This is a genomic window from Mesorhizobium sp. B2-8-5 (assembly GCF_006440675.2).
In the GTDB taxonomy this organism is placed as follows: domain Bacteria; phylum Pseudomonadota; class Alphaproteobacteria; order Rhizobiales; family Rhizobiaceae; genus Mesorhizobium.
The window spans coordinates 126,348-143,950 of sequence record NZ_CP083951.1; the positions used below are offsets into that span (position 1 = coordinate 126,348).

Here is a 17,603-nt window from a genome sequence, read left to right on the forward strand (position 1 = left end):
ACGATCCTGCGCATCGCGAGGCGACGATGCTGCGCATCGCGCTTGGGGTGATGCCACGACGACGCTGCGCGTCGCGCCTTAACGTGTGGCGACGACGCTCCGCGTCGCGCTTGATAGATCACTGGCATAAATCCCAGCGATCAGAAAAATTGATTGGCGCAACCCCTTATGCCACCCATACACTCCACTGGTCCAGCCAAGAGAAAACAGCTGGCCATCCGAGGAAGATTTCCCATGCCACAGCGCAATGACACGGCCATATGGTCCGGCCTGTTCCGGATTTCGGCTGAATCCGGCCAAACCCTTCAGGCGCAGATCCGCCAAGCGATCGTCGCGGCCATTCTCGACCGACAGATCGCCGCCTCGATGCCGCTGCCGTCCTGCCGCATTCTCGCGGAAAAACTTGGGGTTGCCCGCGGCACGGTGGTGCTCGCCTTCCAGCAGCTGGTCGACCAGGGCTTCCTGGTCGCGCGCGAACGGCGCGGCCATTTCGTCAATCCGGACGTGCTGGCCACTCCCGCCAAGCCGCACCAGAAGGCGCCGGACCAGCAGAACGAGATCGACTGGAAGGCGCGCCGGCAGATCGCCGCAAGCGACATGCCGCCGCCGGCCAAGCACGACAACTGGATCAAGTCCTCCTATCCGTTCGTCTACGGCCAGTTCGATCCGGCGCTGTTTCCGACCGCCGAATGGCGCGAGTGCAACCGCATGGCGCTGGCGGTGCTCGAGATCCGCAACTGGGCGTCCGACATGGTGGACCGCGACGATCCGCTGCTGATCGAGCAGATCCAGGCCAGGCTTTTGCCGCGGCGCGGCATCTTCGCCAATCCGGACGAGATCATCGTGACGCTGGGGGCGCAGAACGCGCTCTATATGTTGGCCACGCTCTTGATGACCAAGGGCTCGAAAGTGGCGATGGAAGACCCCGGCTACCCCGATGCCCGCTCGATCTTCCGGCTGGCCGGCGCCGATATCCAGCCGGTCCCGGTCGACCAGTCGGGCATTGTGACCTCGTCGATCCCCAGCGATTCCGGCTTCGTCTTCGTCACGCCCAGCCACCACTGCCCGACCATGGTGCCATTGTCGGCGGAGCGGCGGCAGGATCTTCTGGCGCGCGCCAACCGCAACAACCAGATCATCATCGAGGACGGCTATGACAGCCAACTGCTCGACGAGGCGCCGCAGCAGGCGCTGAAGAGCCTCGATCGCTCCGGCCGCGTCATCTATGTCGGCTCGATGTCGAAGACGCTGGCTCCGGGTCTCAGGCTTGGCTACATCGTGGCCTCGGCCGGGCTGATCGCCGAGCTTCGCGCGCTGCGCCGCTTCATGCTCAGACACCCGCCGGCGAACAACCAGCGCGCCGTTGCGCTGTTCCTGTCGCTCGGCCATCACGAGGCGCTGGTGCGCAGGCTTTCCACCGCCTTCGACGAACGGCGCAAGCGTCTGGTCCATGCGATTTCCGCTTTCCTGCCAGAATGGCGCTCGACCGACTCGGCGGGCGGCACATCGCTCTGGCTGGAAGGGCCGCGCGGTACCGATTCACGTGGCCTTGCCGAAGCCGCCGCTTCGCGCAGCGTCATCATCGAACCCGGCGACCGGTTCTTCGACCGCAGCGAAAAGCCCTCTCGTTTCATGCGCTTGGGCATCTCCTCGATCTCGCTGCAGCATATCGAGCCGGGCATCCGCGAACTCGCCACCGCCGCCGGCCGCAGGCCTGCGGCCGCCTGACCGCCACAGACTTCCAAAAAGGGCCGGCGCTGCGCCGGCCCTTTTTGTTTGGGCGCCCTTATCGCTTTAGAAATCTGGCATATTCGACGGGATTGGCTGGCTCATAGGCTGCACCAATGCCGACGGCATAGTCGGGGCCAGAAGGGGACGAGGCAGGCCGATGGTGGACCAACCGCCGCGCCAGCTTCGCAGACAAAGACAAAAGGTGGAGTGCTTCCATGTCAGTGGCTTTCGAGAAGCAGGAAGCGTCGTCGGACCAGCGTTCGCGGCGTTCCGGCGGGCGCGAAGCGCGTCGTGCAATGCGGGCAGCGCCTTTAGCCGACGACATCCGGCCGGTCCGGGCAGGCCTCGAGGGCGGCAGCTACGGACCATTGAGCCAGAACGATCGCGAGCGCATCCACGAAGCGGTGCTGACGCTCCTGGAGACGGTCGGGTTCGCCAACGCCATCCCGTCCTGCATCGAGGCGCTGACCCGGGTCGGCGGCACCTATGGCGACGACGGCCGCATCCGGCTGCCGCGCGCGCTGGTGCTGGACACGATCAAGAAGGCCGCGCGCAACTTCACCCTCCACGGCCAGGATCCGAAGCACGACATGCTGATCCAGGGCAAACGCGTGCATTACGGCACGGCGGGCGCGGCGGTGCATCTGGTCGACGTCGAGAAGCGCGAATACCGCGAATCGCTGCTGCAGGATCTCTACGACGCGGCCCGTCTCGTCGACGGGCTCGACAACATCCATTTCTTCCAGCGCACCATGGTGCCGCGCGACATTCCCGATCCGCTCGATATGGATTTCAACACGCTCTATGCCTGCGTGATGGGGACATCCAAGCATGTCGGCACCTCGTTCACCGTGCGCGAGAACGTCAAGCCGGCGCTGGAAATGCTCTATGCGATCGCCGGCGGCGAGGAGAATTTCCGGGCGCGGCCGTTCGTGTCGAACTCGAACTGCTTCGTCGTGCCGCCGATGAAGTTCGCCGAGGACGCCTGCGGCGTGCTCGAGGCCTGCGTCGAAGGCGGCATTCCGATCCTGCTTCTGTCGGCCGGACAAGCCGGCGCCACCGCGCCGGCGGCGATTGCCGGAGCCGTCGTGCAGGCGGTGGCGGAAGTGCTGATGGGCCTGGTCTATGTCAATGCCATCAAGCCTGGACATCCGGCGATCTTCGGCACCTGGCCGTTCGTTTCCGACCTCCGCACCGGCGCCATGTCCGGCGGCTCGGCCGAACAGGCGGTGCTGACCGCGGCCTGCGCGCAGATGGCGCAATATTACGACCTGCCGGGTGGTTCGGCCGCCGGCATGACGGATTCGAAACTGCCCGACATCCAGTCTGGTTATGAAAAGGGCATCACCGACGTGATGGCCGGTCTTGCCGGCCTCAATCTCGTCTATGAGTCAGCTGGCATGCATGCCTCGCTGCTCGGCTTCTGCCTGGAAAGCCTGATCATCGACAACGACATGCTCGGTCATTGCCTGCGCTGCGTGCGCGGCATCGAGGTGACCGACGAGGCGCTGTCGATCGACACCATCGCCGATGTCTGCATGAAGGGTCCCGGGCACTATCTCGGCAATGATCAGACGTTGAAGCTGATGCAGACCGAGTATTTCTATCCCGCCGTCGGCGACCGTTTCTCGCCCAAGGAATGGAACGAAAAGGGCCGGCCCGACATCCTGTCGCGGGCGATCGCGGAGAAGAAGCGCGTGCTTGCCGAGCGTTTCCCGCGCCACGTCTCGCGCCTGCTCGACGACAAATTGCGCGCGCGCTTCGGCGAGATGATCAAGTTGCCGCGCAACAAGATGGGCGGCTAGGACGCATTGATATTCCGGTGAGGCCGGCCTGACCGAAATCTCAACGCATCCTGTTCGTCGGATCATTCCGCGCTCAGCCCATAGCGCTCGACCACCTCGGCGTTGATCAGCTTGGCGTGCAGCGTCATCAGCACGATCTGCGCGTCGAGACTGTCGCCGGCCTCAAGCGCCGCTTCGATGCGGCGCTCGACCTCCAATGTCGGCTCGCGGCCGTTGGCCTGCTCGAACACCTGCGGCCCGGCGACGCAATAGCCGCAGAGCTGCGCCACGGATTGATAGGCGCCTGCCGGCGGCTCATCGGGCCAGCGGTCGTTCATCAGATTGACGATGGTAAGCTTCACTCCTTCCGGCACCAAAGCCGGATGCAGGTCGGCCGCGCGCAACGCGTCGTCGAGCTGGCGCAAGTCGCCGGAGCGACCGAACATGCCGAGAAAGCCGAGGGAAGAGCGCCGCCTGGCCATGATGATCCTGTGTCCTCAACCAGCTTGTACGACGCCTATCTGGATGCGCCGTGCGGCTGAAACAAGGGCACAAGAAAGGGGCGGCTGCGCTTCGCAAGCCGCCCCTTGATTTCTCCAAGCCGGAATTCAGTGATTGTCGCGCGGCACGCCGCTGGTATGGGCGACGTCCTGGTACTTCACCGCCGGCTTCAGCACCATGCCGGCCGAGAACTGGTCGACCATGCCGCGCTGGATCTCCTGCCAGGGCGTCTGGTGCTTGGGATAGTGATAGCCGCCATTGGCCTGCAGCGCGGCGCGCCGCTTGGCGATCTCCTCGTCGCTGACGAGGATATTGGCCGTGGCCTTTTTCAGGTCGATGCGGACGCGGTCGCCGCTCTTGAGCAGCGCCAGCCCGCCGCCGATCGCGGCTTCAGGCGAGGCATTGAGGATCGACGGAGAACCCGACGTGCCGGACTGGCGGCCGTCACCGATGCAGGCAAGGGCGTGGATGCCCTTCTTGATCAGGTAGGCAGGCGGCTGCATGTTGACCACCTCGGCGCCGCCCGGATAGCCGACCGGACCGGCGCCGCGCATGAACAGGATCGTGTGCTCGTCGATGCCCTGCGCCGGATCGTCGATGCGGGCGTGGTAATCCTCCGGCCCGTCGAAGACCATCGCGTTGCCCTCGAAGGCCTCCGGGTCGTTCGGGTTGGAGAGATAGCGCTCACGGAATTCGGGCGAGATGCCGCTGGTCTTCATGATGGCGGAATCGAACAGGTTGCCCTTGAGGTTGATGAAGCCGGCATTGGCCTTGAGCGGCTTGTCGGCGCTGCGGATGACGTCGTGATTCTCGTTGACGGCATCCCGGCAATTGTCGCCCATCGACCTGCCGTTGGCGGTGATGGCATCGGGATGCGGCAGCAGGCCGCCCTTCATCAATTCGGCGACGACCGTCGGCACGCCGCCGGCATGGTGATAGTCCTCGCCGAGATACTCGCCCGTCGGCTGCAGGTTGACCAGGAGCGGGATGTCGAGGCCGATCTTCTGCCAGTCGTCATTGTCGAGCGGCACGCCGAGATGGCGTGCGATTGCGTTGAGGTGGATCGGCGCGTTGGTAGAGCCGCCGATGGCCGAGTTGACGACGATGGCGTTCTCGAAGGCCTCGCGCGTCATGATGTCGGACGGCTTCAGGTCCTCATGCACCATGTCGACGATGCGCTTGCCGGTCTCGTAGGCGATCTGGCCGCGCTCGCGATAGGGCGCGGGAATGGCAGCGGAGCCCGGCAATTGCATGCCGAGCGCCTCGGCCAGCGAATTCATCGTGGTGGCGGTGCCCATGGTGTTGCAATAGCCGGTTGACGGCGCCGAGGAGGCGACGATGTCCATGAACTCGTCATAGTCGATCTCGCCGGCCGACAGGCGCTGGCGCGATTCCCAGACGATGGTGCCGGAGCCGGTGCGCTTGCCCTTGTGCCAGCCGTTGAGCATCGGGCCGACCGACAGCGCGATCGCCGGAATATTGACGGTCGCAGCAGCCATCAGCAGCGCAGGCGTGGTCTTGTCGCAGCCGATGGTGAGCACGACGCCGTCAAGCGGATAGCCGTAGAGCACCTCGACGAGGCTGAGATAGGCGAGGTTGCGGTCGAGCGCGGCGGTGGGGCGCTTGCCGGTCTCCTGGATCGGATGGCACGGGAACTCGAACGGGATGCCGCCCATCGAGACGATGCCTTCGCGCACGCGCTTGGCAAGCTCGATGTGATGCCGGTTGCAGGGCGAAAGGTCGGAACCGGTCTGCGCGATGCCGATCAGCGGCTTGCCCGACATCAGCTCGGCGCGCGTCAGGCCGTAGTTGAGGTAACGCTCGAGATAGAGCGCCGTCATGCCTGGATTGTCGGGATTGTCGAACCACTCCTGCGAGCGAAATTTCTTCTTCCTGGTGGGGGCGCCTGCCATGGTGGTCTCCGTATTTGTATGACAAATCGATAGGACAATGCGTTCATGCAGGCAAGAGGCAGGCGCTGCCGGGACCCGGACTTTGGTGCGATAGACTTGTTTCGGGCCGCGCGCTACGACCGACCAGCATCAGCAATCCGGGAGGTCTTGATGGCTTTGGTGATCGAAGGCGAGGAGCGGATCGCCGCACCCATCGGGAAAGTGTGGGAAGCCCTCAACGACCCGGAAATCCTGAAAGTGGCGATTCCCGGTTGCCAGAGTCTGGAAAAGACCTCGAACACCGAGATGGCGGCGACCGTGGTGCTGAAGATCGGCCCGATCAAGGCGACCTTCAACGGCGAAGTCACGCTGAAGAACCTCAAGCCGCCGCATTCCTATACCATCCAGGGCGAAGGCAAGGGCGGCATCGCCGGCTTCGCCAAGGGCGGCGCCGACGTGACGCTGACCGCCGACGGGGCGGACTCGACAGTGCTCAGATACGCAGCCAAGGCCGAGGTCGGAGGCAAGATCGCGCAGCTCGGCAGCCGGCTGATCGAATCGACATCGAAGAAATTGGCAGGACAGTTCTTCTCGACATTCGGCGAGAAGGTCGGCGCCTGATCCCTCAAAGGAAAGGGGGTTATTCGAACACGATGCTCGGCACGGCGGCTTCGGCAGCGCCGCGCTCCTCCTGGACCCTTTCCCAGACCTTGCTGGCGATATCGCGATAGATCTTCGCCTCTGCGCCGTCCGGCTTGGAGGCGACGACCGGGGTGCCGGCGTCCGAGCTTTCGCGAATGCCCATTTCCAGCGGCACCTCGCCGAGGAAGGTGACGCCGAGGCGCTCAGCCTCGCGGCGCGCGCCGCCATGGCCGAAAATGTCGTAGCGCTTGCCCGTGTCCGGAGCGAGGAAGTAGCTCATGTTCTCGACGATGCCTAGCAGCGGCACGTCGACCTTCTTGAACATGTTGAGGCCCTTGCGGGCGTCGATCAGGGCGAGGTCCTGCGGCGTCGAGACGATGACGGCGCCGGCGAGCGGCACCTGCTGGGCCATGGTTAGCTGGGCGTCGCCGGTGCCGGGCGGCATGTCGACCACCAGCACGTCGAGCGGGCCCCACTCGACCTCGCGCAGCATTTGCGTCAGCGCCGACATCACCATCGGGCCGCGCCAGATCATCGGCGTCTCCTCATCGACGAGGAAGCCCATCGACATCACCTTGAGGCCGTAATTCTGCATCGGCTTCAGCACCTTGCCATCGACGGTCTGCGGCCGGCCGTGGATGTTGAGCAACCTGGGCATCGACGGGCCGTAGATGTCGGCATCGAGCACGCCGACCTTCAGCCCGTTGGCGGCAAGGCCGAGCGCCAGATTGACCGCGGTGGTCGATTTACCGACGCCGCCCTTGCCGGAGGCGACCGCGATGATGGCGTCGATGCCGGGCACGCCGCGCTTGCCGTGGCTCTGCGATGCGGGCGCGTGCGGCGCGGGTCGCTGCGGCGCCGGCGGCGGAGCGGCGGGCCGCGGAGCAGCCGGGCGTGCCGGAACGGGCGCTTCCATGCCGCCGCCCTTCTTCTCCGCCGTCAGCGCGACGACGGCGCTGGCGACGCCGGGGATGGCCTTCACCGCGCGTTCGGCGGCGGCGCGCAGCGGCTCGAGCTCCTGGGCGCGGGCGGCGGGAACGGTGATCGAGAAGAAGACCTTCGAATCGGCGATGAATATCTCCGAGACCATGCCGAGATCGACGATGTTGCCGGTGAAGTCCGGCCCGTTCACCGTCTTCAGGCGCTCGACGACGGATTCCTTGGTAACGGTCATGATCTTTCCTCGGGGCTTTGGCGTTCCAGATAGTGCAGTTTCCCGGCAGAACCAAGCCGTGGCGCAATGGCTCGCCCGGCGTGCCCGGAAAGCGACGGATGGTGTCGGATTTGCCAACCGGGGTCGAGGTCCGGGCCTCGGCCATGGTCAAACGACCTATCCGCGCTATCTCGATTGCCATCACGATAATCTGTGAAGGAGACCGTCATGCTCCAAAACAGCAATGCGACAGCCAATCTCGCAGTGAAGGACCTGGAAAGGGCCAAGGCTTTCTATGAAGGAACGCTAGGCCTCAGCCAAGTGGACGACATGGGCGGCGAACTGATCGTCTACAAAAGCGGCGACACGCTCATCAACGTCTATCATTCGCAGTTCGCCGGCACCAACAAGGCGACAGCGGTGACATGGACGGTCGGCGACCAGATCGGGCCGATCGTCAAGTCGCTGAAATCGAAAGGCGTCAGCTTCGAGCACTATGAGATGCCGGGCCTGACGCTTGAAGGCGACATCCATGTCGGCGACGGCATGAAGGTCGCCTGGTTCAAGGACCCCGACGGCAATATCCTCAACCTGGTTGGATAAAAGCGCCGGGGTTGTCGGTCGACGTCAAGATTGTGCCCGATCGCAACAGCCTATCTGGCGCAGGCTTTCGGCGCTCGATAGTTTGCGTCGATGATCGACAAACTGGAATTTTTCATCGCTTTGGCCAAGGAGGAGCATTTCGGCCGGGCCGCGGAGGTGTGCGGCGTCACGCAGCCGACGCTGTCGGCCGGCATCAAGCAGCTCGAGGGGCAGCTCGGCGTCATGCTGGTGCTGCGCGGCTCCCGCTTCCAGGGCCTGACGCCGGAAGGCAAGCAGGTGCTGGGCTGGGCGCGCCGCATCGTCGGCGACTCGCGCACCATGCGCGAGGAGATGCGGGCGGCGCGCCACGGTCTGTCCGGGCGCATCCGGATCGCGGCGATCCCGACGGCGCTGGCCATGGTGGCGCGGCTGACGACGCCATTCCGCGAAAAGCATCCGGGCGTCACCTTTTCGGTGCTGTCGCGCACATCGATCGAAGTGCTGTCGCTGCTCGGCAATTTCGATGTCGATGCCGGCATCACCTATCTCGACAACGAGCCGCTCGGGCGCGTCACCAGCGTGCCGCTCTATGACGAGCGCTACCAGCTGATCACGGCGGTCGGGAACCCTTATTCCGACCGCGACAAAGTGTCGTGGGCCGAGATCAGCCAGCTGCCGCTCTGCCTGCTGACGCCGGACATGCAGAACCGGCGCATCATCGACCAGCACCTGGCGGAAGCCGGCGTGCAGGTGCGGCCGACGCTGGAATCCAATTCTATGATCGTTCTCTTCTCGCATATCCGTACAGGCAAATGGTCATCGATCATGCCGCTCAACCTTGCGGAAACGTTCGGCTTTTCCGAGCCCATCCGAGCCATCCCCATCGTCGAGCCGGATGCCAGCCACACGGTCGGGCTGGTGGCGGCGCCGCGCGAGCCGCACACGCCGCTGGTGCAGGCGCTGCTGGACGAGGCGATGGCGCTGGCGGACGATTTCCGCCGCCACCGCTAGGCTAGACAATGCGAGCTGCCTGATTTTGATAGAAAATTTCTATCAAGCGACGGGAGCGCTTTATTGATTTCGGAGGTTTCCTCTGATTTCGTAAGGACTTAGCGATATTGCGCCCTATGCATGTCGTTGCCCCGAAACCGCTCTATATCCTGGGGTGACATACATTGGCCGCCACGACCAGGGAGGGCGCTGCGTGACCATGCAGGCCGCAAGTACCGAGATCGCGTCGCGCACGGCGGCGATCATTGACGAGATGAAGGGCCTCGAAGGCCCGCTGCTGCCGATCCTGCACAGCATACAGGAAGAGTTCGGGCACGTTCCGAAGGACGCGCTGCCGGTGATCGCCGACGGGCTGAACCTCTCCCGGGCCGAGGTGCACGGCGTCGTCAGCTTCTATCACGATTTCCGCGCCAAGCCGGCCGGACGGCATGTGCTGAAGCTTTGCCAGGCGGAAGCCTGCCAGTCGATGGGCTCGGACACCGTCGCGGCCAAGGTCAAGCAGTTGCTCGGCATCGATTTCCACGAGACCACGCGCGACGGATCGGTTACACTGGAGCCGGTCTACTGCCTCGGGCTTTGCGCCTGCTCGCCGTCGGCGATGCTCGACGGCGAAGTCATCGGCCGGCTCGATGACGAGAAGATCGAAGAGATCGTCGCGGAGGTACGTTCATGATCCCGCGCATCTATGTCCCGGCAGATTCCGGCGCGCTGGCGCTCGGCGCCGAAAAGATCGCCAAAGCAATCGAGAAGGAACTCAAGGAGCGCGGCATCGAGGCCAAGATCGTGCGCAACGGCTCGCGGGGCGCCTATTTCCTGGAGCCGATGGTCGAGGTGGCCACAGCCGAGGGCCGCGTCGCCTACGGGCCGGTCAAGCCGTCCGACGTCAAGAGCCTGTTCGACAGCGGCTTCCTCAAGGGCGGCCACCACAAGCGCTGGCTGGGCTCGCCCGACAAGATCCCCTTCTTCGCCAAGCAGACGCGGCTGACCTTCGCACGCTGCGGCATCAACGACCCGCTGTCGCTCGACGCCTACAAGTCGCTGGGCGGCTTGCGCGGGCTGCAGAACGCGGTCGCCATGGCGCCGGCCGATGTCGTCAAGCAGGTTACCGAGTCCGGCCTGCGCGGCCGCGGCGGCGCGGGCTTCCCGACCGGCATCAAGTGGAAGACGGTGCTGGATACGGCGGGCGCGCAGAAATACATCGTCTGCAACGCCGACGAAGGGGACAGCGCCACTTTCGCCGACCGCATGATCATGGAAGGCGATCCCTTCGTGCTGATCGAAGGCATGGCGATCGCCGGCATCGCGACCGGGGCGACCAAAGGTTTCGTCTATATCCGCTCGGAATATCCGCATGCGGTGGCGACGATGAACAAGGCCGTGGCGATCGCCCGCAAGGCGGGCGTGCTGGGCGTCAATGTGCTGGGTTCGCCCAACGCCTTCGACATGGAGATCCGCGTCGGCGCCGGCGCCTATGTCTGCGGCGAGGAAACCTCGCTCTTGAACAGCCTCGAGGGCAAGCGCGGCGTGGTGCGCGCCAAGCCGCCGCTGCCGGCCATCCAGGGCCTGTTCGGCAAGCCGACGGTGATCAACAATGTGATCAGCCTGGCCTCTGTGCCTGTCATCATGGACAAGGGCGCCGCCTACTATAAGGATTTCGGCATGGGCCGCTCGCGCGGCACGATCCCGATCCAGATCGCCGGCAACGTCAAGAATGGCGGCCTGTTCGAGACGGCCTTCGGCCTGACGCTGGGCGAGATCGTCGACGATATCGGCGGCGGCACGGCTTCGGGGCGCCCGGTCAAGGCGGTGCAGGTCGGCGGCCCGCTCGGCGCCTATTTCCCGCGCGCCTTGTTCGACACACCCTTCGACTACGAGGAATTCGCCAAGCGCGACGGGCTGATCGGCCATGCCGGCATCACCGTGTTCGACGACAGCGCCGACATGCTGAAGCAGGCGCGCTTCGCCATGGAATTCTGCGCCATCGAAAGCTGCGGCAAGTGCACGCCCTGCCGCATCGGCTCGACGCGCGGCGTGGAGGTTCTCGACAAGGTCGCCGCCGGCATCGAGGCGGAGAAGAACCTCGCTCTGGTCACCGATCTCTGCAACACGATGAAGTTCGGATCGCTCTGCGCGCTGGGCGGCTTCACGCCCTACCCGGTGATGAGCTCGATCACGCATTTCCCCGAGGATTTCAAACCCGCGCCTGCGCGCGTGGCGGCTGAATAGGAGCTGGCAGAAGATGAACATCAAGGCCGACTTCCCGACACTCATCGAAGAGATCGACTACGGAACGCCGGAGTCGAAAGCGACGAAGCAGATCACGCTGACCGTCGACGGGCAAAGCATCACCGTGCCGGAAGGCACGTCGATCATGCGCGCGGCGATGGAGGGCGGGGTCGAGATCCCGAAGCTCTGCGCCACCGACATGCTGGACTCCTTCGGCTCGTGCCGCGTCTGCCTGGTCGAGATCGAAGGACGCGGCGGCACGCCGGCCTCCTGCACGACGCCGGTCGGCGAAGGCATGGTGGTGCGCACGCAGTCGGACCGGCTCGACGCCATCCGCCGCGGCGTCATGGAGCTCTATGTCTCCGACCATCCGACCGGCTGGAACGAGAAGGCCGGAACCGGCGCCAGCGAATTCGACGCGGTGGCGAAGTCGGTCGGCCTCGCCGAGAACCGCTACGGCGTCGAAGGCCGCAACCACGTCAAGGAAGAGAACGGCGTTGCGCCTGGCCATGGCTCGCTGGCGGTCGACTACATCGCGCGTGACGAATCCAATCCCTATTTCACCTATGATCCGGCGCAGTGCATCGTCTGCTCGCGCTGCGTGCGCGCCTGCGAGGAGGTGCAAGGCACCTTCGCGCTGACCATCGAGGGCCGCGGCTTCGAGTCGCGCATGGTCGCCGGCATGCATGAGGACTTCATCGCTTCCGAATGCGTCTCCTGCGGCGCCTGCGTGCAGGCCTGCCCGACGGACGCGCTGCGCGAGAAGACCGTGCTCGAAAAGGGCATGCCGGAGCGCTCGGCCGTCACCACCTGCGCCTATTGCGGCGTCGGCTGCTCGTTCAAGGCCGAGGTGAAGGATGACGAGGTCATCCGCATGATGCCTTACAAGGACGGCAAGGCGAACCACGGCCATTCCTGCGTCAAGGGCCGCTTCGCCTATGGCTACGCCACCCACAAGGACCGCATCCTGTCGCCGATGGTCCGCGAGAAGATCTCCGATCCGTGGCGCGAAGTGAGCTGGGAAGAGGCGATCGCCCACACCGCCAAGGAATTCCGCCGCATCCAGTATCAGTACGGACGCACCGCGATCGGCGGCATCACCTCGTCCCGCTGCACCAACGAGGAGACCTATCTCGTCCAGAAGCTGGTGCGGCAGGGCTTCCGCAACAACAATGTCGACACCTGCGCCCGCGTCTGCCATTCGCCGACCGGCTACGGGCTCGGCCAGACATACGGCACCTCCGCCGGCACGCAGGATTTCGATTCGGTCGAATTCACCGACGTCGCCGTCATCATCGGCGCCAATCCGGCTTCGGCCCATCCGGTGTTCGCCTCGCGGCTGAAGAAGCGGCTGCGCCAGGGCGCCAAGCTGATCGTGCTCGATCCGCGCCGCACCGAGATGGTCAAGTCGGCGCATATCGAGGCCGACTACCACCTGCCCTTGAAGCCCGGCACCAACGTGGCGGTGCTGACGGCGCTGGCGCATGTCGTCGTCACCGAAGGCCTGTTCGACGAGGCCTTCATCCGCGAGCGCTGCGACTGGGCCGAGTTCCAGGACTGGGCATCCTTCGTCGCCCTGCCGGAGAACAGCCCCGAAACCGTCGGCAAGCTATCGGGCGTGGATCCGGAACTGATCCGGGGTGCCGCGCGCATGTATGCCAAGGGCGGCAACGGCGCGATCTATTACGGCCTCGGCGTGACGGAGCACAGCCAGGGCTCCACCACGGTGATCGCCATCGCCAACCTCGCCATGGCCACGGGCAATATCGGCCGGCAAGGCGTCGGCGTGAACCCGCTGCGCGGCCAGAACAACGTGCAGGGCTCCTGCGACATGGGCTCGTTCCCGCATGAATTGCCGGGCTACCGCCACATCTCGGGCGAGGCGGTGCGCGACATCTATGAAAGCCTGTGGGGCGTGAAGCTGGACGACGAGCCCGGCCTGCGCATTCCCAACATGCTGGACGCAGCCGTCGACGGTTCGTTCAAGGGCATCTACATCCAGGGCGAGGACATCCTGCAGTCCGATCCGGACACCAAGCATGTCGCCGGCGGCCTCGCCGCGATGGAATGCGTGGTCGTGCACGACCTCTTCCTCAACGAGACGGCGAACTACGCACATGTCTTCCTGCCGGGCTCGACCTTCCTCGAGAAGGACGGCACCTTCACCAATGCCGAGCGCCGCATCAACATGGTGCGCAAAGTCATCGAACCGAAGGCGCGCTATGCCGACTGGGAAGCGACGCAGGAGCTCGCCCGCGCCATCGGGCTCGACTGGAACTACACGCATCCGTCGCAGATCATGGACGAGATCGCCAAGACGACGCCGAGCTTTGCCGGCGTCTCCTTCGAGCTGCTCGACCGCGTCGGCTCGGTGCAGTGGCCCTGCAACGAGAAGGCGCCGCTCGGCACGCCGATCATGCATGTCGACGGTTTCGTGCGCGGCAAGGGCAAGTTCATCCGCACCGAATATGTGGCGACCGACGAGCGCACAGGTCCGCGCTATCCGCTGCTGCTCACCACCGGCCGTATCCTGTCGCAGTACAATGTCGGCGCGCAGACCCGGCGCACCGAGAATTCGATGTGGCACGCCGAGGACCGGCTGGAGATCCATCCGCACGACGCCGAGGTCCGCGGCGTGCGCGAAGGCGACTGGGTGCGGCTGGCGAGCCGCTCGGGCGAAACCACGCTGCGCGCGCTGATCACCGACCGCGTCTCGCCCGGCGTCGTCTACACGACCTTCCACCACCCGGACACGCAGGCCAACGTGATCACCACCGACTTCTCGGACTGGGCGACCAATTGTCCGGAATACAAGGTCACCGCCGTGCAGGTGGCGCCGTCCAACGGCCCGAGCGACTGGCAGAAGGACTATAACGAACAGGCCAAGCAGAGCCGGCGCATCGCCCCGCTGCAGGCGGCGGAGTAGGTGTGTCGAGGACAGAGCTCAATCTTGACGGCTGATCGACCCCCACTCCGTCGAGCTTCGCTCGACACCTCTCCCCCGATCGACGGGGGAGAGGAAAGGCGCGCGGCGATCCCAGTTGGCTCCTTTCCTCTCCCTCCGGAGGGGGGAGAGGTGGCGCTGCGAAGCGGCGACGGAGCGGGGGAAGGCGTTGGAGAGCAATTGCCGATTGACGTAAGAGGCTTTCGACATATCGTGAGCGAAATGGCCGGCAGGCCAGGGGCTGGCGCCTCGTGAACCGCCCTCCTATCTCCCAAATCTCTCGCCTCGCGCATCGCGCCGGCGGCACCTCGGCCGCGAACCGCATGGTGCCGGAGGAGACGCCGGTGGCGTTCTCCTTTGCCGGCACCACGCATGCGGTGATGATGGCAAGCCCGGCCGATTTCGAGGATTTCGCGCTCGGCTTCTCGCTCACCGAAGGCATCATCGCCGACCCAAAGGAGATCGAGGCGATCGAAGTCGAGGATCTCGGCGCCGGCATCGATATCCAGATCCGGCTGAAGGACCAGGCCAACACGCGCTTCCAGGCGCGGCGGCGCAGGCTTGCCGGGCCGGTCGGCTGCGGCCTGTGCGGCATCGAATCGATCGAGGAGGCGATGCGTTCGGTCGATGCGGTCGGTGCGTCAAAGCTTACGCTCGATGCCGAAGACATCACCCGTTCGGTCAGGCTTTTGTCGAAGGTCCAGCCGCTGCACACCGAAACCGGCGCTGTGCATGCCGCCGGCTTCTACGTTCCCGGCAAGGGCATCGTGATGGCGCGTGAGGATGTCGGCCGCCACAACGCGCTGGACAAGCTCGCCGGTGCGCTGGCCAAGGCCGGCATCGACGGCGCGAGCGGCGCCGTCGTGGTGACCTCGCGCGTGTCGGTCGAGATGGTGCAAAAGACGGCAGCCATCGGCGCTTCGATCATCATGGCGGTCTCGGCGCCGACCGCGCTTGCCATTCGCACGGCCGAGGCCGCCGGCATGACGCTGGTGGCGCTGGTTCGCGGCGACGATTTCGATATTTTCACCCACCCCGAACGGGTGGCTTCCGGAGTTGCCAAGCATGTCGCATGACGAAGACCACATCGCCAGCACCAAGGAAAAGCTGGTGCGCATGGCCAACCAGATCGCCACCTTCTTCCATTCGAAGCCGCGCGAGGAAGGCATTACCGGCGTTGCCGAGCACATCAACAAGTTCTGGGAGCCTCGGATGCGGCGCCAATTCTTCGAGATGCTGGACGCCGGCACGGAGAATTTCGACGACCTTGTGATCGCCGCCTCGGCCAAGATCAAGCGACCGATCAGCCCGGCGGAGGCCGACACGAAGCTTGGACTCAAGGCTTTCCCGGCCGACATCGCCGCTTCGCAGAAATAGTCGCAGCGACCGGCCGTCTTACATTTCTTTTTGCTAAAGTTTAAGCTGCCGCTACCTGGTCGGCTCTGCTATGTTTGACGATCGGAAATCGTCAGGCCAGGCGGAAGAACTCGTGAGGCCGATCGAGACCAGATACGCGCGCAGCGGAGAGGTGCGGATCGCCTATCAGGTGGTCGGCCAGGGCGCGTTCGATCTGGTCTTCGTGCCGGGCTTCATTTCCAATCTCGATCTGCATTGGGAAGACGAAGGCTACAGCCGCCTGTTGAAACGGCTCTCGGCCTTCTCGCGCCTGATCCTGTTCGACAAGCGCGGCACCGGGCTTTCCGACCGCGTCGACAACCACAATCTGCCCAGTCTCGAAACGCGCATGGACGATGTGCGCGCGGTGATGGACGCCGCCGGCAGCGGCCGGGCGGCGATCCTCGGCGCCTCGGAGGGCGCGCCGATGGCGATGCTGTTCGCCGCCACCTATCCGGAGCGGACGCGCGCGCTCGTCCTCTATGGCGCCTATGCGCATTTCCACAGATGGGTGATGCCGCCGGAACGGCTGGAAGCTTTCATCGAGACGGCGGAGACATCGTGGGGCACCGGCGCCACCTTGCCGAATTTCGCGCCTGGCCGGGTGGACGATACCCACTTCACCCAGTGGTGGGCCCGGTTTGAGCGGCTGTCGGCCAGTCCGACGGCGGCCGCAGCGCTTGCCCGCATGAACGCCGATATCGACGTGCGCGATATACTCGGGATGATCAGGGTGCCGACATTCCTGATCCATCGCCGTAACGACGCCCGCGTCGACCCTGATGCCAGCCGCTTCCTGGCCAGGAAGATCCCCGGCGCTCGCCTGGTCGAGATCTCTGGGCGCGACCACCCGATCTGGACCGGCGACGTCGACCGAGTGGCCGATCTGATCGAGGAATTCCTGACCGGAGAACCGGCGGTGGCCGACACCGAGCGCGTGCTGGCGGCGCTGCTGGGGACGCGCATCTACGACACGGCCAAGCTCGGCGACCGCATGTGGAGCGAGCGCAGCCAGCGCTTCCAGGAAACCTGGCGGCTTCTGGTCGGCCGCCATGGCGGCCGCACGGCCGGCACGCATGGCGAATTGATGATGTCGCGCTTCGATGGGCCGGCGCGCGCCGTGCGCTGCGCCGCGGCGCTGCGCGAGGCGGCCCAGCAGATCGGCGTGGCCAGCGCGCAAGGCGTGCATGTCGGCGAGATCGAAATGCGCGGCCAGCCGGTCGGGCTGACGGCGCGGGTGACGATGCAGCTCGCCGCGCATGCCGGGCGCGGCGACATCCTCGCCTCGCGGCTAGTCGCCGATCTCGCAATAGGTTCCGGCCTGCATTTCGTCGATGCCGGCCGCGTCAGCCTCGATGAGGTGGACGAGCCCATGCCGGCAGTTCTGGCGACGTCGGAGCAGCATCTGGAGCCGGCCTGCCGGCCCAAGGCAAGGCCCGCCGAGCCGGCCGCGCTGACGGCGCGCGAGAGCGAGGTGGTGAACCTGATCGCCGACGGCAAGAGCAATGCCGCGATCGCCGCCGAACTCTGCCTCAGCGAGCACACGGTCAAGCGCCATGTCGCCAACATATTGCTCAAGCTCGACCTGCCGTCGCGGGCGGCGGCGGCGGCCTTCTCGGCCAGACATGCTGGCCCGGACGGGCCATGAGAACCATGGCGCTTTCGGGCGAAGCGGTCGGGGCGCCCTAAGAGGTATCAATTCTCCCCATGCAGGCTAGGCGATGCAGCCACAAAGGCACTGC

General features: G+C 65.2%; 14 protein-coding genes. 11 read left to right on the top strand and 3 right to left on the bottom strand.

What is annotated here, in order from left to right; translation table 11 throughout:
• The first annotated feature begins 234 nt into the window (after window positions 1-234).
• Both FJ430_RS00615 and FJ430_RS00620 read left to right on the top strand, forming a co-directional pair.
• On the top strand, window positions 235-1,728 hold the full coding sequence (locus FJ430_RS00615) for a PLP-dependent aminotransferase family protein (RefSeq protein WP_140647084.1): 1,494 nt from the start codon (window positions 235-237) through the stop codon (window positions 1,726-1,728).
• A 218-nt stretch (window positions 1,729-1,946) separates the two neighbouring features.
• Complete coding sequence (locus FJ430_RS00620; RefSeq protein ID WP_140647083.1) at window positions 1,947-3,536, top strand: trimethylamine methyltransferase family protein; 1,590 nt, start codon at window positions 1,947-1,949, stop codon at window positions 3,534-3,536.
• A gap of 62 nt (window positions 3,537-3,598) precedes the next feature.
• On the opposite strand, the gene FJ430_RS00625 is transcribed toward FJ430_RS00620, so the two are convergent.
• Window positions 3,599-3,997: a hypothetical protein gene (locus tag FJ430_RS00625; RefSeq protein WP_140702603.1), complete on the bottom strand. Its 399-nt coding sequence runs from the start codon at window positions 3,995-3,997 to the stop codon at window positions 3,599-3,601.
• 126 nt (window positions 3,998-4,123) lie between these two features.
• Entirely contained in the window at window positions 4,124-5,929 is a 1,806-nt protein-coding gene (locus FJ430_RS00630; RefSeq protein WP_140702601.1) for an IlvD/Edd family dehydratase, read from the bottom strand.
• A 150-nt stretch (window positions 5,930-6,079) separates the two neighbouring features.
• Between FJ430_RS00630 and FJ430_RS00635 the strand changes: the two genes are divergently transcribed.
• Entirely contained in the window at window positions 6,080-6,529 is a 450-nt protein-coding gene (locus tag FJ430_RS00635; RefSeq protein ID WP_140702599.1) for an SRPBCC family protein, read from the top strand.
• Between the two features lie 19 nt (window positions 6,530-6,548).
• On the opposite strand, the gene FJ430_RS00640 is transcribed toward FJ430_RS00635, so the two are convergent.
• Window positions 6,549-7,724, bottom strand: a complete 1,176-nt coding sequence (locus FJ430_RS00640) for an Mrp/NBP35 family ATP-binding protein (protein WP_140702597.1) — start codon at window positions 7,722-7,724, stop codon at window positions 6,549-6,551.
• A gap of 207 nt (window positions 7,725-7,931) precedes the next feature.
• Here FJ430_RS00640 and FJ430_RS00645 point away from each other — a divergent pair, with 207 nt between their 5' ends.
• The 8 genes from FJ430_RS00645 to FJ430_RS00680 all read left to right on the top strand — a co-directional run bounded on the left by FJ430_RS00645 (window position 7,932) and on the right by FJ430_RS00680 (window position 17,509).
• A complete protein-coding gene (locus tag FJ430_RS00645; protein WP_140702595.1) occupies window positions 7,932-8,306 on the top strand; it encodes a VOC family protein in 375 nt (124 codons plus the stop codon).
• Window positions 8,307-8,396: 90 nt separating this feature from the next.
• Window positions 8,397-9,296: a LysR family transcriptional regulator gene (locus FJ430_RS00650; RefSeq protein WP_140647077.1), complete on the top strand. Its 900-nt coding sequence runs from the start codon at window positions 8,397-8,399 to the stop codon at window positions 9,294-9,296.
• Window positions 9,297-9,489: 193 nt separating this feature from the next.
• Window positions 9,490-9,969, top strand: a complete 480-nt coding sequence (locus FJ430_RS00655) for a formate dehydrogenase subunit gamma (RefSeq protein ID WP_140702593.1) — start codon at window positions 9,490-9,492, stop codon at window positions 9,967-9,969.
• Complete coding sequence (locus FJ430_RS00660) at window positions 9,966-11,522, top strand: formate dehydrogenase beta subunit (RefSeq protein ID WP_140702591.1); 1,557 nt, start codon at window positions 9,966-9,968, stop codon at window positions 11,520-11,522. Before FJ430_RS00655 ends, FJ430_RS00660 begins: the two co-directional genes overlap by 4 nt.
• 13 nt (window positions 11,523-11,535) lie before the next feature.
• The gene (gene fdhF, locus FJ430_RS00665) at window positions 11,536-14,448 is read left to right on the top strand and encodes a formate dehydrogenase subunit alpha (protein ID WP_140702589.1); all 2,913 of its coding nucleotides are present in this window, start codon (window positions 11,536-11,538) and stop codon (window positions 14,446-14,448) included.
• A 269-nt stretch (window positions 14,449-14,717) separates the two neighbouring features.
• Window positions 14,718-15,542: a formate dehydrogenase accessory sulfurtransferase FdhD gene (gene fdhD, locus FJ430_RS00670; RefSeq protein ID WP_140647073.1), complete on the top strand. Its 825-nt coding sequence runs from the start codon at window positions 14,718-14,720 to the stop codon at window positions 15,540-15,542.
• Window positions 15,532-15,843 (top strand): formate dehydrogenase subunit delta, encoded by a 312-nt coding sequence (locus FJ430_RS00675; RefSeq protein ID WP_140647072.1) that lies wholly within the window; start codon window positions 15,532-15,534, stop codon window positions 15,841-15,843. The genes fdhD and FJ430_RS00675 overlap by 11 nt, the downstream gene beginning before the upstream one ends.
• A 112-nt stretch (window positions 15,844-15,955) precedes the next feature.
• Window positions 15,956-17,509, top strand: a complete 1,554-nt coding sequence (locus FJ430_RS00680) for an alpha/beta fold hydrolase (protein WP_140658343.1) — start codon at window positions 15,956-15,958, stop codon at window positions 17,507-17,509.
• The last annotated feature ends 94 nt before the right edge of the window (window positions 17,510-17,603 follow it).